Origin of the sequence: Oceanirhabdus seepicola, from assembly GCF_023684385.1 — a bacterium.
Taxonomy (GTDB): Bacteria; Bacillota; Clostridia; order Clostridiales; family Clostridiaceae; genus Oceanirhabdus; species Oceanirhabdus seepicola.
In genome coordinates this window covers 246106-262321 of sequence record NZ_JAGSOJ010000001.1, presented here as the reverse complement: position 1 = coordinate 262321, position 16216 = coordinate 246106, and the positions used below count along the sequence as shown (strand labels likewise).

Annotated in this window: 17 protein-coding genes; 8 read left to right on the top strand and 9 right to left on the bottom strand. The window is 30.0% G+C overall.

All coding sequences use genetic code 11. From position 1 onward, the window contains the following. Positions 1 to 16: 16 nt before the first annotated feature. The 3 genes from KDK92_RS01260 to KDK92_RS01250 all read left to right on the top strand — a co-directional run bounded on the left by KDK92_RS01260 (position 17) and on the right by KDK92_RS01250 (position 3294). Positions 17 to 1507: a nicotinate phosphoribosyltransferase gene (locus KDK92_RS01260; RefSeq protein WP_276575852.1), complete on the top strand. Its 1491-nt coding sequence runs from the start codon at positions 17 to 19 to the stop codon at positions 1505 to 1507. Between the two features lie 11 nt (positions 1508 to 1518). Further along, a complete protein-coding gene (nadE, locus tag KDK92_RS01255; protein ID WP_250857223.1) occupies positions 1519 to 2319 on the top strand; it encodes an NAD(+) synthase in 801 nt (266 codons plus the stop codon). 66 nt (positions 2320 to 2385) lie between these two features. Beyond that, a complete protein-coding gene (locus tag KDK92_RS01250) occupies positions 2386 to 3294 on the top strand; it encodes an NUDIX hydrolase (RefSeq protein WP_250857222.1) in 909 nt (302 codons plus the stop codon). A gap of 292 nt (positions 3295 to 3586) precedes the next feature. On the opposite strand, the gene KDK92_RS01245 is transcribed toward KDK92_RS01250, so the two are convergent. The 9 genes from KDK92_RS01245 to KDK92_RS01205 all read right to left on the bottom strand — a co-directional run bounded on the left by KDK92_RS01245 (position 3587) and on the right by KDK92_RS01205 (position 11530). After that, entirely contained in the window at positions 3587 to 3994 is a 408-nt protein-coding gene (locus tag KDK92_RS01245) for a GerAB/ArcD/ProY family transporter (protein ID WP_250857221.1), read from the bottom strand. A gap of 199 nt (positions 3995 to 4193) precedes the next feature. Then, positions 4194 to 5570 (bottom strand): HAMP domain-containing sensor histidine kinase, encoded by a 1377-nt coding sequence (locus KDK92_RS01240; RefSeq protein ID WP_250857220.1) that lies wholly within the window; start codon positions 5568 to 5570, stop codon positions 4194 to 4196. Further along, positions 5563 to 6258: a response regulator transcription factor gene (locus KDK92_RS01235; RefSeq protein WP_250857219.1), complete on the bottom strand. Its 696-nt coding sequence runs from the start codon at positions 6256 to 6258 to the stop codon at positions 5563 to 5565. The genes KDK92_RS01240 and KDK92_RS01235 overlap by 8 nt, the downstream gene beginning before the upstream one ends. A 61-nt stretch (positions 6259 to 6319) precedes the next feature. Then, the gene (locus KDK92_RS01230) at positions 6320 to 6997 is read right to left on the bottom strand and encodes a sulfite exporter TauE/SafE family protein (RefSeq protein WP_250857218.1); all 678 of its coding nucleotides are present in this window, start codon (positions 6995 to 6997) and stop codon (positions 6320 to 6322) included. A gap of 3 nt (positions 6998 to 7000) precedes the next feature. Then, the gene (locus KDK92_RS01225; RefSeq protein ID WP_250857217.1) at positions 7001 to 7804 is read right to left on the bottom strand and encodes an acyl-CoA dehydratase activase; all 804 of its coding nucleotides are present in this window, start codon (positions 7802 to 7804) and stop codon (positions 7001 to 7003) included. Positions 7805 to 7808: 4 nt separating this feature from the next. After that, complete coding sequence (locus KDK92_RS01220; RefSeq protein WP_250857216.1) at positions 7809 to 9053, bottom strand: 2-hydroxyacyl-CoA dehydratase subunit D; 1245 nt, start codon at positions 9051 to 9053, stop codon at positions 7809 to 7811. A 5-nt stretch (positions 9054 to 9058) separates the two neighbouring features. After that, positions 9059 to 9892 carry a 4Fe-4S binding protein gene (locus tag KDK92_RS01215; RefSeq protein WP_250857215.1) on the bottom strand — a complete coding sequence of 278 codons (834 nt, stop codon included), beginning with the start codon at positions 9890 to 9892 and terminating at the stop codon, positions 9059 to 9061. Between the two features lie 2 nt (positions 9893 to 9894). Beyond that, positions 9895 to 10317, bottom strand: coding sequence for a hypothetical protein (locus KDK92_RS01210; protein WP_250857214.1), 423 nt, complete (start codon positions 10315 to 10317; stop codon positions 9895 to 9897). A 13-nt stretch (positions 10318 to 10330) separates the two neighbouring features. Further along, positions 10331 to 11530, bottom strand: coding sequence for a 2-hydroxyacyl-CoA dehydratase family protein (locus tag KDK92_RS01205; RefSeq protein ID WP_250857213.1), 1200 nt, complete (start codon positions 11528 to 11530; stop codon positions 10331 to 10333). A 170-nt stretch (positions 11531 to 11700) separates the two neighbouring features. Between KDK92_RS01205 and KDK92_RS01200 the strand changes: the two genes are divergently transcribed. The 5 genes from KDK92_RS01200 to KDK92_RS01180 all read left to right on the top strand — a co-directional run bounded on the left by KDK92_RS01200 (position 11701) and on the right by KDK92_RS01180 (position 16109). Further along, complete coding sequence (locus tag KDK92_RS01200; protein ID WP_250857212.1) at positions 11701 to 12501, top strand: MerR family transcriptional regulator; 801 nt, start codon at positions 11701 to 11703, stop codon at positions 12499 to 12501. Positions 12502 to 12559: 58 nt separating this feature from the next. Further along, the gene (locus KDK92_RS01195) at positions 12560 to 13717 is read left to right on the top strand and encodes an agmatine deiminase family protein (protein WP_250857211.1); all 1158 of its coding nucleotides are present in this window, start codon (positions 12560 to 12562) and stop codon (positions 13715 to 13717) included. A 26-nt stretch (positions 13718 to 13743) separates the two neighbouring features. Then, on the top strand, positions 13744 to 13941 hold the full coding sequence (locus tag KDK92_RS01190) for a MerR family DNA-binding transcriptional regulator (protein WP_250857210.1): 198 nt from the start codon (positions 13744 to 13746) through the stop codon (positions 13939 to 13941). Between the two features lie 292 nt (positions 13942 to 14233). Continuing rightward, positions 14234 to 14716 carry a ribonuclease H-like YkuK family protein gene (locus tag KDK92_RS01185; protein ID WP_250857209.1) on the top strand — a complete coding sequence of 161 codons (483 nt, stop codon included), beginning with the start codon at positions 14234 to 14236 and terminating at the stop codon, positions 14714 to 14716. A gap of 364 nt (positions 14717 to 15080) precedes the next feature. Continuing rightward, on the top strand, positions 15081 to 16109 hold the full coding sequence (locus KDK92_RS01180) for a tyrosine-protein phosphatase (RefSeq protein ID WP_250857208.1): 1029 nt from the start codon (positions 15081 to 15083) through the stop codon (positions 16107 to 16109). Positions 16110 to 16216: the final 107 nt, after the last annotated feature.

The following is a 16216-nucleotide window of genomic DNA, read 5'->3' as shown; positions in this document are numbered from 1 at the left end:
TGAGGAGAGATGCTATATGATAAATAATCCAATATTGTTAGAAGACTTTTATAAAATATGCCATAAAAATTTATACCCAGACAATATGACCAAATTATATTCCACATGGGTACCTAGGAGCAATAAGTACTTTTCAAGAAGTAATGAAGTGATTTGGTTTGGATTACAAGCTTTTATAAAAAAATATCTTATAGAAAATTTTAATGAGAATTTTTTCAATAGAAATATAGAAGAAGTATTAGAAGAATACAAGTTATATATAAGTAATACATTTGAAGAAAATCCTGAAACAGAACATTTTAAAAAGCTGCATAAATTAGGATATCTACCTATTGAAATAAAGGCATTAAAAGAAGGGACAAAGGTGCCTTATAGAGTTCCTTGTATGACAATAGAAAATACTCATGAGGATTTTGCATGGCTTACAAACTTTTTAGAAAGTATTATTTCTTGTAGTTTATGGAGTCCATCCACTTGCGCAACATTGGCATATGAATATAGAAAAATAATAGAAAAGTATGTTGAAAAGACTGGTGATAATCCTAATTGGAAGTCAGTTGCCTGCGGAGATTTTAGTTATAGAGGAATGTCTTCAAATGAAAGTGCTTTATCAGCATCATCAGGATTTCTTACTAGCTTTACAAAGACATCAACCATTCCTGTGCTTCCATATTTAAATCAATATTATAATGCAGACTCTGCAAAAGAAACTGTAGGAAATTGGTCTGCAAGTGTTGAACATAGTTGTACAACCAGCAATTTTGCTGTAGATAGTGATGAAGAAAAATTCTTTCTAAGAATGTGTACAGAAATATATCCGAAGGGTAATTTTAGTTTTGTCTGTGATAGTTATGATTATTTCAATTTCATAAACATCATTTTACCAAAATATAAAGATGTGGTGCTAAATAGAGAGGGGTGTATTAACGTAAGACCAGATAGCGGAGATCCTGAAAAGATTATTTGTGGCAATGAGGAAAGTGATGATAAGCTAGAAAAATTGGGCACCATAAATTCTCTTTGGAATACATTCGGAGGATATATTAATTCAAAGGGATATAAGGTTTTAGACAAGCATATAAGAATTGTGTATGGGGATTCTATAACTCTTGAAAGATGTGAAAGCATATGCAATAGACTTATGACAATGGGGTACTCAGTTGAAAATGTAATATTTGGTGTTGGAAGCTATTCACTGCAGTACTTAACAAGAGACACTCAAGGATGGGCATTAAAGGCGACTTATGCAGTTATCAATGGAAAGGAAATTGAAATATTTAAAAATCCAAAGACCGATGAAGAGAATATTAAAAAGTCTTTAAAGGGAAAAGTAGTAGTTATTGAAGATCAGGAAGGAAAATTAAAGGCGATAGATGGGTTAAATAATGAAGACTATTCTAAGTATAGAAATGAAGATTTACTACAGACAGTATTTGAAAATGGAAAATTATTTAAAGAAACTTCATTGAGAGAGATAAGAGAAGAAATATACAATAAAAATTTTTAGGAGTGGACAATATGAATAATAAAAATGGATATGTGTTTAATGTAGAGGAACAAACAGACAATTGCATTAAGTGGATAAAGCATTGGTTTAATAATTGCAGTGGAAATGCAAAGGGGGTTATAATCGGCATTAGTGGTGGGAAAGATAGTACTGTAGCAGCAAAGCTACTTTGTGAAGCAATAGGGAGTGAAAAAGTCTTAGGTGTTATGATGCCAAATGGTCAGCAGAAAGATATACATGATAGCAAAAAAGTATGTGAGATGTTAAAGATAAGGTATACTACTGTGAATATTCAAGAGAGCTATCAAGCAATAACTAATTCTATAGAATGCAGTGAGTTTGAATATTCAAATTCTAAGAGTATTAATTTAAGCTCACATACGCTGACTAATATCGCACCAAGATTGAGAATGACAACTGTATATACTATAGGACAAGAATTAAGTTATAGGATAGTTGGTACAGGGAATTTAAGTGAAAGTTTAGTTGGGTATTGCACTAAGTATGGAGATACAGCGTGTGACTTTGCAATACTATCTACATTTACAAAAAGGGAAGTAGTAAAAATTGGTGAGTATTTAGGTTTGCCAAGGGACTTAATTCAAAAGGAACCAAGTGATGGTTTATCAGGGGTTAGTGATGAGGAAAATTTGGGGTTTTCTTATGAAGTATTAGATAAATTCATAAGAGTTGGAGTATGTGAAGATAAAAAAATTAAAGAAATAATCAAAAATAGATGGAAAATAAATAATCATAAAAGAAACATACAAGTACCACACTATAATAGTGAAATTTCTATTTGTATTAATTAGTAACTTTGTACTATAATTACTTCATATATGAATTATTATCAAACATAATTATAGGAAGTGATATAGTTGGAAAGTAACAAATATATAATAGATGAAAATGGGTTTAATGAAGAAGAATTCTTAAAGAATTATGATGCTAAAAAATATGAAAGACCAAGTGTCACTAATGATATAATAATATTTACAACAGAGGATAAGGAAGAAAGCAACCCAAGAAAAATGCCAAGAAAGGGTATGCAGGTTCTTTTAATTAAAAGAAAGGAACACCCATATATAAATCAATGGGCAACTCCTGGGGGATTTGTACGCATGAATGAAAGTTTGGTAGAAGGCTTAAAAAGAGAATTAAAAGAAGAAACCGGGGTAGATAACGTATATACTGAACAGTTATATGCATTTGGGGATACTGACAGGGATCCAAGGACTAGAGTCATAAGTATTGCCAATATGGCTTTAATACCTAAAAATAGCATAAATCCTATGGCTGGAGATGATGCCAAGGAAGTTGCATGGTTTTGGGTTAATAAAAAATTAATTAAAAATGATTGGGAAAAGGAAAACATTGAAAAGATCTATGAATTAGAATTAAAGTCAATTGATGATAGTGTGAAGATTATTTATGAAATTAAGGAAACTATTTCAAAAGATATATTTAGAAGAAGGAAGGTAAAATATAGTCTTTTAGAAGAGAGTACAGATTTGTTAGCTTTTGATCATTATAAGGTTATAGATTGTGGAATAGACAAACTCAGGGAGAAGATAGAAGAGAGTCCCATAGCATTTAATTTATTACCTAGACTATTTGTCGTAAAGGAATTGCAATATGTATATGAATCAATAATGGGAAAAGAAATACTGAATTTTAGAAGAAAAATTGGTAATATGATTGTTGAAACTGATGAAAAAATAGAAGGAAAACCTTATAGACCGGCTCAAGTGTTCAAGTTTAATGAAAATTGGGAACGAGAATTTTAAAGTTAGTTGATCTAATTAAGGCACTTTGAAATAAATAACTAGTCAAAGGAAAGCTTATATTTTGCATCAGACAAGGATTTAGAATACGTGCATAGCAGGGCTCTGTGCGTGTTCTAAAGACGCAGGATTATGCAAAATAGGAGCTTGAACTGGCTTGTTATTTATTTCGAAGTGCCTAAGGTAATATAGTCATCAATGCTGAATTTTACATTACAAAGGACTTTTGAAGGTATAGCTGTTGTAAGAAAGAACGAAGAAAATGGAGGAGTGAACATTATGAAACAGTCCTCATTTATTCTAGTTCTTTCTTTACGATAAAAAGAATTAGCATGCTAATACATATCATTGGTATGATTAAAGGTGTTTCAGTAAGACTTGATGTGTTAAGAAATTGAGAAGAATTCCTTAAAACTTCAGCTGCTAACTTAAAGACAAACCAAGTAAATGATAGTATTAGTATCTTACCAAGAAATTTTCCAAAACAGATTTCAATAATATCAAATAAATCTCTTTCTGGAAAGATAACGTGAAGTCTTGATGCAATAAGTGCCATAGGCATTGCCATTAAGACTGATAAAATAATTGCTAACCATACATCGTTATTAGCTGGTAATCCTGGAACTACTATTGAAGAGGAACCAATTATAAATAGCACTATAAGTGATATTCCTTGTTTATCCGAAACAACTTCATTATTCATAAATGTTCCTCCCAGAAAAATTATTGATTAAGATTATATCAATTTAATTTCTAATAATTAAATATATTTACTTAAACAGTTTAACCAAACAATTCAAATAAATAAGTATTTTTTTCTATGAGATTGGAAATCTAGGAAGTTAGCGTTTGTGGAGAAAAGTTATCAATATGCTTATTTTTTCTTTCTGTATTATCGTTTTTTAGGTTTCATAGAATTCTCTCTTATCAGAATAAATATCCAATTCTATAACTATACTTAGTAATGGTTCATCAAATTTTGCATAAATGTTTCCACCATGCAGCTTAACAATTTCTTCTACAATTGATAAACCAATTCCCGAAGATTGATTATGCCTGTTTTCGTCTGAAACATATAGTCTATCAAAAAGAAATTCTGCTGAGTGAGTTAAATCTAAATCCGTTTCATTTGTTATTTTTATGATTGCTTTTTCATCATGCTCATTAATAGAAATACTTATAGTGGAATTTTCACGTCCGTATTTCGTAATATTGTTGAATATATTTTCTAACACTCTTAATATTTGACTTACATCAAGTGGTACTAGTATTTCGGTATTTGATGAGTTGATTTTTGTCTTAAGATTTCTTTCAATCAGGTTGGGTTGTATTTCATCAACAAATTGAGATAGCAACATACAGATATCTACTTTTTCAATATCTAAATTCACATCTTGGTTAACAAGTTTTGTATACACGAATAAATCTTCAATGAGTTTTTGTAGACGTTTGCTCTTAGTTAATGCAATATCAACATATTTATCGCCTTCGGAAACACTTTCATAGCTGTGATTTGATAATAAATCAAGATATCCTATAAGTGAGGTTAGTGGTGTTCTTAAATCATGTGATATATTTGTAATGAGTTTACGTTGCTTTCTATCAAGCTCTTTTTCTAAGTCCATTTTTGAGTGAAGAGAACTTGCCATACTGTTAATTGAAATGGCTAAATTTGTAAGTTCGTTATTTCCCTCTACAGTAATTTCACTTGTAAGTTCTCCACCAGCCATAATCTCAATTCCATCATTTATTTTTTTTATGTACTTAATCTGATTTTTAGTTAAAAGTAATAAAAGAATTAAAAAAAGAGAAATAGAGAAGGTACCAATAATAACTTCATATATATCTGACACCAATGCCTGAAAATTTGGCTTAATCAGAATAATACCGAACCCATCTTTATATTTAATGTTAAAAACAGAGAGATATTCAGATTGTAAATCTAGGTCATCAAAATGTTCATTAACATCTTTATCTGTTGGATATAACTTGCCATCTAAACTAGTAAGATATATATCATATTTATTATATTCTTCAAAAATATCACTATTTAACACATCTTGAAAGGTCATATCATTTTTATCAATAACATGCTTTATTTGGTTAACGTTATCATTAATAGTTTCTTTTAGTTCATTTATTAAAGCTTGTTTTCGTTTGAGGCTTAATTCATTGTTTAATTCAGAAAGTCCTAAAAATACACTAATACTAATTCCTAAGGATAGAATAATTACAAAAATAATTTGAACATGGATTTTATTAATGAAATTCTTACTCAATTTTATAACCTACTCCCCATATAGTTTTAATATATTTAGGATTTTTAGGATCTACTTCAATCTTTTCTCTTAGTTTTCTGATGTGAACCATAACTGTATTATTTGCATTAAGGAGACTCTCTTCTCCCCAAACTCGATCATAAATTTTATTTATACTAAAAACAATTCCTCTGTTTTTTGTCAACAATACAAGAATATTGAACTCAGTTTTTGTTAAATAGATTTCTTTATTTGATCTATTCACTTTATGAGTATCAAGGTTTATTTCTAAATCATTAACAGTAATGATCTTTGAAAGTTGTTCTCTTTTTGCAACATTAAAATCAACATATCTTCTAATATTAGCTTTAATTCTTGCAATAAGTTCAATTGCATTAAATGGTTTTGTTATATAATCATCAGCACCAACCGTAAGTCCTATAACTTTATCCATATCTTCTGTTTTAGCAGTAAGGAATATGATAGGCATGTTATAATTTTTTCTTATTTCAGTACAGGTAGTTGTACCATCCATCAAAGGCATCATAACATCGAGTAGTACAAGATCAAAAGAATCATCGATTAATTCCAAAGCCTCCTTACCGTTTTTTGCCTTAACTATTTCATATCCCTCATTTTTAAGATATATTTCTATTAAATTTCTAATATCTAAATCATCGTCCACTATTAATATTTTTTCTCTGTTCATTACTTCACCTCTTAACTAATTTTATAAAAAGTTATTTAAAAACGCAATTAAATTATAATAATTATACAATTAAGCCAGTACCAAGAATTATTAACAACACCCCTGCTAGAATTTGAACTCCTCCTATATATTTTGGGATCTCTTTCTTCATTCTAACAACTATATACCCAGTTAAAGGTGCATATATAACTAAAGGTGTGATAGAGTTTGCAAGTCCAAATACAGCTAATAATATTGCTGCAGATAAAGGATTAATTGTAACTGCATAAATGAGAACAGCTGTTAATGGGGGACAAGGGGTTAATGCGTATAAGACTCCAGAAAGAAAATAGGATTGAGTCTTCCATAAACTTGGTTTTTCAAGGATACCACTATTACAGCCGGCACATTTACTAGCGCATTTATCCTTCTTTTTTATTGTTTTATAAAGAATAGATAAACCAAATAATATACAGGCTAATCTAAAGAATATACTTAAATCAAAAGGGAGTACACCTGATATTAGGCTAAGCACTTCACCCCCTATTATAGAAGTGAGAGCACCTAATATAACTAAGGTAATTACTTTACCAAAAACAAAACTTAAAAGGGCAAAAATTGATTCTTTAGAGTTCTTTTGATCTCCTAAAAGTTTAGTTATAATAAAGGGAGTGGATATAGAACCACATCCAATTCCGCAACCTAAACCTATAGCAATTGCAGTAAGCAATGCTGTACCAAATGCTAAGGAAGTATCCATATTTTATGCCTCCTTTTCATGTTGAATTTGACCAATAAGAGCGGCACCAATAGCTCCATTGAATTGTGGATGGTTTGCTCTATATACATCTGTCATTAGTTCATCTTCAAATGCAATTCTAAGACCCTCGTTTAAGGCTCCTCCACCTGTCATAACGATGCTTCCTTTGGTTTTATACTTTCTTGCCATTTTAGAAACACGTTTTGCCATTGAAATATGCATTCCTGCAAGAATGTCATTTCTGTTTTTCTTTTGTGCCACAAGTGATACAACCTCAGTCTGAGCAAAAACAACACAAATGCTGTTAATCTGACACGGTGATAAACTTTGAAGGGATAATTCACCAACTTTATCAATAGTTGTTTCAAGAAGTTGTGCAATTACCTCAATGAATTTTCCAGTACCAGCTGCACATTTATCATTCATTGTAAAGTTTTTAACTTGATAATTTTCATCAAGACATATAATCTTACTGTCTTGTCCTCCTATATCAATTATAAGACCGATATTTTCAGCTTCTTTTGGTGCAGTTAATCTGATACCATAAGCATGTGCAGTAATTTCGGATATTGTATCATCAGCTAAATCAAGAGTTCTTCTGCTGTAACCAGTTGCGTTAATAAATGCAATATCATCTCTTTTAATTTTTGCTTCTTCCATTAAGCTTTCAAGTAATAATTCTGAAGTTTTAACATTATCTATTCCAGTAGCCATAACTTTTGTGGCAATTACTTCATTTCCTTTTATTAAAGCCGACTTAACATAGGTTGATCCCGCATCAAATCCTACATAATATTTATCATTCATATTTTTATCTCCTCTCGAGCATTTCTATAAATGCTTCAAGTCTTATTTTTAATGGTTCATAATCTTCTGTACCAAAATCAGTTTCAACTTTAAGGACTGGTATTCCATGTTTTGATGCCCATTTTTCAATATAAGTTAGCTCAAAATCAAATGGTACACAACCTCTCAAAACATTATAAATAATACCATCTGCCTTTGTGTCATTTTTAACTTGTTCTAGTTTACAGAATCTATCTTCCATTTCAGTAAAAGTAGGGCAAGTACAAGGTGCAACATATCTTGCTGCAATTGCTCTGATTAGGCCATCAAGGCTATCATTATCTGGAAGAACAGGATCATATAAAAGTCTTCCAGCAAGACAACTTTCATCTGAAACAACCTTTGCTCCTAAGGTTTCTAGAAGATAGGGCAGTTTGAAATTAGGAAAACCTATAGGTGAACCTGCAATGATAATCCTTGGCTTAGGTCTTTTTCTTTTACTCTCATAAGGTGTAGTTTTGATTAATTTATTATTCAGTTTCTTTACTTTATGAGCCCAATCAATAGGGTTATCATAAGCATAAGTGCTCATAATTGTCATAACTTGTGTTCCACTAATAGGACTGTTATCACTTGCTAAAACTTCATATAGCTTATATGCTTCTTTAGATGCTCTTGAAATATCCTTGCAAGCCCTTTTCAACTTTGATGCTGTAATCTTCTTTCCAGTAATTTGTTCAAGTGTTGATACTAATCCATAAAATGTTTCAACTAGCAATTCAAAACCATAATCGATTTTAGACATATAAATTGGAATAGGTACAGTTGGTACGAAATTTTGAAGAATCTCTGCTGCCTTCTTTTTACCATCACAAGAACCAGGAATTAAAACTGCCTCTAGGTTGTCAAATATAGGCATAACATTCATGAGTTGAAAACCTACTGATGCTTTTACCACAGGACATGAATCACGTGGGGCTAAATCTTCACCAGCCATGGCTGCTGTTGGGTGATTTCCGCATAATTTTAATGGATGATACCCAAGGGCATGTATAAATTCTTCTGGTGCCATTGCACAATAAGTTCCAATCTTAGGTTTCTTTTCAGTGTTTTCAAGTTTTACAAATAAACTATCAAGTTTGTCTGTAAAATAATCTATATTTATATCTGATACTGCAGTTTCTCCTATTTGAGCAAGAGTTGAACCAGACATTTTTACTACATTACGTTTGTATCTTTCTCTTTGACGTTCTAAATATTTATCATTCATTTTTATCACCTCGTTTTACGTTTTGATTTGAGAATTGTTTTACCACACATCTCAAATTTTAGAGCATCTTTCTCAGGACAAATCTCTATGCATTTCATACAGTAAATACATTCCTGTTTTGTTAAATTTGTTTGTTCACGTTCTTCGTAAATCTCATGAATATCCATCGGACATACTTCAATACATGCTCTACAGTGTGTGCAAGAAACACCTTTCTTTTTGATTCTTGCAAGAGAGCTCTTATTGCAAACACCTGCTATTGCACCAATAGGACATATTTGGCAGAAGATACGTTCTTTGAAAAATGCTAAACCGATGATGATAGCGGCTAAAATAATACCTAAGAAATCAGTCCCTGATACCATTCCTGCAAGAGGAAGCATAATATATCTGATAGGACATAAATCACAGTAGCCTATTCCAAGAATAAAACCAATTACCATAACCCATTTGAATATATTAAAATATGTTACTGTTTTTTGAGAAAATTTAAGGGATGGTAATTTTAATTTTTTTCTTATAGATGAAAGAATTTCTTGTACGAAACCAAATGGACATACATATCCACAAAATAATCTTCCAAATAACTTAATTAAAATAAGGAAAACTCCTATCCCTATTAATGTATATAACATAGTACTGCTAAATATCCACTCATCAATATCTACTACAGTTTTACATATACTATCTACTGCGCTGGAAGGGGATAAAGCACATGAAAATACAGGAAGCTTTATCCATTCAATTTTTTGACCTATATAATTTCCACTGAACAGCAGGAAGAAAAAACTTATAATTAGACATACCCATCTGAAAATTGTAATCCCTCTACGCTTCATTATTACACCTCTTTGTCATCTTTATTAATTGGATTATATAAAACCGGAAGTGGTTTTATTTTTTTCTTGCTTGATGATATATAAATAAATACTCCGGCACCTACAATTGCTCCAGAACCAAGTACAATAAGAAGATTAGTAAGTGCCAATTGAGGATTCAGTGTCGCTCTATCATCACCACCGCCACCTTCACCATCACCACCAAATCTGCCATTACCCTCACCACTAAATTTTCTAGCATTAGTACTTTCTTGGTTTGTGATCTGTTGGGATTGTTCATATCTATGTTCATCATAACCACTATCGAACATCTCACCCAGAACCAAACCAGAACCAATAACTAAAGCTATAGTGACTGATATTTTTTTATTTTTTTCACACCAATCTTTAATCTTTAGAATATCTTTTTTTATTTGTTCTAACATTAATATTCTCCTTTTAACCGTGAGACAGCATTTCTTTAAATGCTTCCATACGAATTTTAATCTGTTCTAAATCTGCTTTTCCGAAGTCAGTTTCTATAGTTATCATTGATATGTCATTATCAGTTGCGAACCTATCAAGTTGTTCGGCCATAAAAGCATAGTTTACTTGTCCTTTTAGTAAATGAAATACAATTCCACATACTTCATTAATAGGGACATATGTTGAATTAGGGTTAACGTGGTGTGCACCAAATGTTTTCTTATAGTCTTGATTTTCTATTAAGTCTACTAAATCATTCTTAGTTTGAATGCTTTCAAATCCATGGTAATGATTAGGTAAAGGCAAACCTATATCCATATATTTCGCAATTAACCCTAAGTTATCAAGAAGAGTTGGAATCTTATCATTTGGTGAATAAATATGAGACCCTACAAGTGCTACAAATGGTTTTACTTTTCCCTCATTATCAACTTTTTTGTAATGATTAATAGCTGATTCCATTTCTGTTATCCAATAAGGTAAATTTTGAGTCATATAATAACTTTGTCTTAGGAAAAAGTAGACTTCATTGCTTATTTTTCCGCTCTCATAAAGTTTTTTTAGTGATAATAAAACCTTATTTGCTTTGTTAATATTTGTAGCTGCTTTTTTTAAGCTATCTACAGTTAATTTTTTACCTGTTATGTCCTCAAGTTTTTCAATAGTAAGCCTCATCTCATTTTCCCATTGAGATGTTTTTGAATCAAAAAGAAGATGACAAACATCAAAAGCATGAACATTTGCATGTTTGGGGAAAAGGGGAATTGCTTTTTTAATACTGTCAGAAAGCATAGGAACTATGAATAGATTGCACTCTTTAATAAGATCCATCTTTTCAATGTTCGCATAACCAATTGAAGAACGGACAACAGGATCTACATCACGAGGTAAATAATCATCAACTGCCTCCCCCATAACAGTACTACCACCTAATATCCAAACAGGTTGAGCACCTAAGGCATATATGAATACTTCAGGAAAGTAAATTCCGAACATACCGATTTTTATATTATTTGTTATGCTTTTACCTGCAAAATAGTTGTAAGCCTCTTTTATAAAAAAGTTTATATTATCTGGTGCTGTTTTATCATTTTTAATTCTCTCAAGATAAGTTTCTATATGTATAAGATGATCATCATATATCGTGTCTTTTAAGTAAGTAATATATTCCATAATGTCTCCTTTCTAAATCTATTTATAAATTATTCTAATATTAACTTCTTAATCTCAAGTGATTAAATTCTTAAATAAAGCTTAATATAATATTTTGATATAATATATTGTGAAGGTATGATTAGATGAAAGAGGTTTTTACTATATTTTTAATGTAGGAGGTTTTTGTTTTGTATAAAATAGGAGAATTTTCAAAAATAGTCAAGGTATCAAAAAGGATGTTAAGATACTATGATGAAAAAGCTTTGTTAAAGACACGTAAAGACGATACTAATGGGTATAGATATTATACTGATAATGATATTGAACTTATTAATAAAATAAAGTTATTACGTAAGTACGAGTTTTCAGTTGAGGAAATAAAGAGTATTTTAAAGATGGATTTAGATAGTTTAAAGATTTCTTATAAAAATAAAATAAATGAATTGAGTAAAAATATTGATGAGTATTTCGATATTATAGATGAAATGAAATGTTATATTAAGTGCAATTCAACAATAGATATTGTAAATACGTATGATGTATTTTCTGGAAGAAAAAAAGGATTCTATGGAGTATCATTGAGAAGAGTAGTTGATGAAAAGCAGTTAGAAGCACTATTTGAGGAACTTATAAATTCAGTTAATAAATTAAATCCGAAATTAAATGGAAAGTATTTTGCAATTTTTCATTCAATTAATGAAGATGATAATAATTTGTATGAAGTGGAAGTATGCCAACCAATATTAACAGATAGTAAGTTGAAAGACACTAATATTAAATTCTTTAAGGAGTACGATTATATAAGTACAATTCATTTTGGAAATTATAATGATATTAGTTATGCTTATGCAGCATTAATTAATTGGGCAAAACTGAATAATTATAGTTTAGAAGGACCGTATATTGAAAGATACTATACAGATGAGTCTGTTACAATAGATAAAAATGCATTTGTAACAGAAGTTAGTATTAGCGTAAAAAAATCTTGACCTTAACACTATGTGAAGCTTTATAATGTTTGTGACATAAAAAAGTGGAGGTATATGAATGAAAAAGATTATGGTTTTAAGTATTGGTGCTATATTTATATTGTTTGTTCTTGTAGGATGTATACATCACAACGAGAATTTAAGTGAAGGAAATTATGATAAAAAGGAGAAAAAAAATAACATTATGGGTAAATACACTATGCCTGATGAAAAAGAAGAACATGAAGGAACTTGGCTACAATGGCCACATGATAAAACATATGGAGAAGGGTATAAAGAGAGTGTTGAGTCTATTTGGATAGAAATGGCTAGTGAATTAAGTAAAGGAGAAAATGTACACATTATTGTGTATGATGAATTTGAAAAGGAGCATGTTTATAATATTATAAATGATCATAGTTTAGATATGGAGAAAATTGATTTTTATGTTTACCCCACAGATGATGTATGGGTGAGAGACAACGGTCCTATTTTTGTTTATGATAATAAGCAGAATCTTAAAATGATGGACTGGGGGTTTAATGGGTGGGGTGAAAAAACTCCATACAAAAATGATATTTTAATTCCAAGTATTCTCAGTAAAGACTTAGGTATTGAAAGAGTTGAGTTGCATAATGTTGTTCTTGAAGGTGGGGCAATTGAATTAGATGGAAATGGAAGTGTTTTATCTACTCGTAGTGCAGTAACAAATAGTAATAGAAATCCTGACTTAACTGAAGAAGAGATTGAGGAGTATTTAAGAGAATACTATGGAGTTAGTAATTTTATTTGGCTAGATGGAGTAGCAGGTATTGATATTACTGATTTTCATATTGATGGATTTGCGAAATTTTTTGATGGATATACAATCATTACGCTGAAAGAAGAGGATTTAATAGAGTGGGGTGTTTCTGATAAGGATATTGAGATATTAATGAATGCAAAAAATGCTGAAGGTAAATTATATGAGTATATTTATTTACCACTAAGTAAAAATAATGTAGTTTTAGAAAATGGAAAAGATTTAGGGTATAAAGGCTCTTATGCAAATTATTATATAGGAAATTCTGTTGTACTAGTTCCTAATTATAATGATCCAAATGATAATATAGCAAATGAAATAATACAAGAACTTTATCCTAAACGTAAGGTGGTTGGTATTGATGTGAGAGAGCTGTATCAATACGGAGGTATGATTCATTGTGTTACACAACAACAGCCTGTAAAATTAAAATAAACTTAAAGAATTAGAGGCATATATATATGGAATATACAATAGGCAAGGCAGCAAGAATTGTTGGGTTAACCGCCTATACATTAAGATACTGTGAGAAAGAAGGATTACTACCTCAAATTGATTATGTGATTGAATCATTAGAGAAATATGGTATGACAGTATTATCAGAAACACAAGATTTAACATTAGATATTAGTATGAAGATATTAGAAACTGCAATGTAAAAATATTTAAATAATATTTAGTATCTTGAAACAGTAGATTAACTAGGTAAAAGCTATCAAAATGCTCAGATAACAGCATTTTGATAGCTTTTTATTTTGGGTAAAAGGATTTAGCAGGCTTATAATATCAATTAAATCACTAGTTTTATTATACTGTATATAATTTATAAGATGAGCGTAATTTAGATATGAAATTATTACATAGAAACTGCATATTATAGTAGTATAACAAAAATTTAAAGTAAACCGTTTTTAAAAATATAAGTACAGAAATAGACAGGAGGTGTAGTTGGTGAAAAGTATAACTTACGGAGAAATAGATTTTAATCAAGTTTGTAATAAGATAAGGATATACATTGAAAAGGATATGCACTCAGATTATGTTATTTCTGTTGGAACAGATTCTCAGAGTGTTAATGGGGTTACAAGAATGGTTTCAGTAATTTCAGTTATTCGCAAAACTAAAGGTGGAATATTCTTTTATGATATTACGAATGTTAAGAAAATCTACGACCTTAGGCAAAAATTGTTTACAGAAACACAGTACAGTTTAGATTTAGCATTAAAAGTTAAGGAATTTATCAAAAAGAATCATATTAATTCTTCTTTTGAAGTGCATATAGATATGGGTTATAATGGAGAAACTAATTGTTTAATAAAAGAAATTAAAGGATGGGTGATTGGATTAGGCTTTAAATGTTGCATGAAACCAGATTCATATACTTCATCAACTATTGCAGATAAAATATCTAAAAAAAAATATAAGGTGAGTTAATAACTCAAATATCCCTTTGTTAAGGATATTAAAAAAAGACTATCATAGTAAATAAGATGATTTCTGTATGGAAGTTATCTTATTTTAGTTCCATTAATATGGATAGAATAAGAAGAAAAACAAAAGTAGCACTTATGGGTATCTATTCCTGGATTATGGAAATAAACATTATCGTTTATTGAAAAAAAATGCTATTGTTGATAAAATAAAAATATTGGATAATGTTACTAAATGAAGCTGTTTTATGATAACTTATATTATAGAAAAAAATTATGAGGTGATTGTTTTATAAATTTCTCTGTTCACTTAATCATGTGAATTGAATATGGATTTATAGTTTCTGTCACTTGTTAAGGAGATTATTATGGACAATACTTATTTTAAGAATGTAAAGATTACAAGACTTTGTGATAACAAAGTAAATATTAGTTGGAAGTCAGAAGAAGAACTTAACCAGGTTAATATTTATTGGAATAAAACACCTGAGATAAATGGAACTGAAGAGTACATTACAACTGTAGAAGGCGAAGCTGTAGTTACTTTTGATGATCCAGATGATAGAAGAAAAAATTATTTTATTTTAAAAGCAGAGGGATATGTTTCAGAGATAGTTGCAGAAGCATTAATTCCTTTTAAGGGTACTAGTAACTTTCGTGATATAGGAGGATATAAAACAAAGGATGGTAGAAGAGTTAAATGGAATACTTTTTATCGTTCTGATGAATTAGCTGGTTTAACAGAAGAAGATATGGAATATTTAAAAAGCTTAGGCATAAAAACAATTTTGGATTATCGTTCAAAAGGGGAAGTTAATGCTAAACCGGATCCATTAATTGAAGGCATTGAAAATCTAAATATTTCTGGAATGAAATCTTTAGATAATAGTGATGTGAATTTTGATCTGATTTCCTTAATGAAGGAAAGTAAAAGCTTAAAAGATTTAGGAAAACCAGAGGAGTTTCTAAAAAAGGGTTATATAGAGATGGTATTTGAGAACGAAGCATTGAAAAAGCTAATGGAATATATTGAATATCCAGATAAAATGCCAATAATTCAGCATTGTACAGCTGGTAAAGATAGGACAGGTATAGGTTCAGCATTAATATTACTAGCATTAGGGGTGTCAGAAGAAACGATTATAGAAGATTATTTATTAACGAATGTATATCGTTCAAATTCGAATGAAGTATTAATTAATTCCATTGGAAATTTGTTAAAGGATGAAGACAGCAAAGAAATTTTCAAAGCCTTTATGGAGGTAAAAAAAGAATACATGGAATGTGCTTTAAATACAATTAAAGAAAGATATGGATCTATTGATGAATATTTAGAAAAAGAGTATGGCATTAATCAAGAAAAAAGAGCTAGATTACAGCAAAATTATTTGTGGTAGTTGCTTTGATACAGTGAATCCTCCCCCCAGTTGATCATGGTGAACTGGGGGTTTTTACTAAAGTTGATTTGTAAAAATTATGGCGAAATACCTAATTATTATGTATA

Bases quoted from the DNA above. Each gene is read 5' to 3' on its own strand.
- KDK92_RS01260 (WP_276575852.1), top strand. From the start codon at position 17: ATGATAAATAATCCAATATTGTTAGAAGACTTTTATAAAATATGCCAT.
- nadE (WP_250857223.1), top strand. From the start codon at position 1,519: ATGAATAATAAAAATGGATATGTGTTTAATGTAGAGGAACAAACAGAC.
- KDK92_RS01245 (WP_250857221.1), bottom strand. From the start codon at position 3,994: ATGAATAATGAAGTTGTTTCGGATAAACAAGGAATATCACTTATAGTG.
- KDK92_RS01235 (WP_250857219.1), bottom strand. From the start codon at position 6,258: ATGAACAGAGAAAAAATATTAATAGTGGACGATGATTTAGATATTAGA.
- KDK92_RS01230 (WP_250857218.1), bottom strand. From the start codon at position 6,997: ATGGATACTTCCTTAGCATTTGGTACAGCATTGCTTACTGCAATTGCT.
- KDK92_RS01225 (WP_250857217.1), bottom strand. From the start codon at position 7,804: ATGAATGATAAATATTATGTAGGATTTGATGCGGGATCAACCTATGTT.
- KDK92_RS01220 (WP_250857216.1), bottom strand. From the start codon at position 9,053: ATGAATGATAAATATTTAGAACGTCAAAGAGAAAGATACAAACGTAAT.
- KDK92_RS01215 (WP_250857215.1), bottom strand. From the start codon at position 9,892: ATGAAGCGTAGAGGGATTACAATTTTCAGATGGGTATGTCTAATTATA.
- KDK92_RS01210 (WP_250857214.1), bottom strand. From the start codon at position 10,317: ATGTTAGAACAAATAAAAAAAGATATTCTAAAGATTAAAGATTGGTGT.
- KDK92_RS01205 (WP_250857213.1), bottom strand. From the start codon at position 11,530: ATGGAATATATTACTTACTTAAAAGACACGATATATGATGATCATCTT.
- KDK92_RS01195 (WP_250857211.1), top strand. From the start codon at position 12,560: ATGAAAAAGATTATGGTTTTAAGTATTGGTGCTATATTTATATTGTTT.
- KDK92_RS01190 (WP_250857210.1), top strand. From the start codon at position 13,744: ATGGAATATACAATAGGCAAGGCAGCAAGAATTGTTGGGTTAACCGCC.
- KDK92_RS01180 (WP_250857208.1), top strand. From the start codon at position 15,081: ATGGACAATACTTATTTTAAGAATGTAAAGATTACAAGACTTTGTGAT.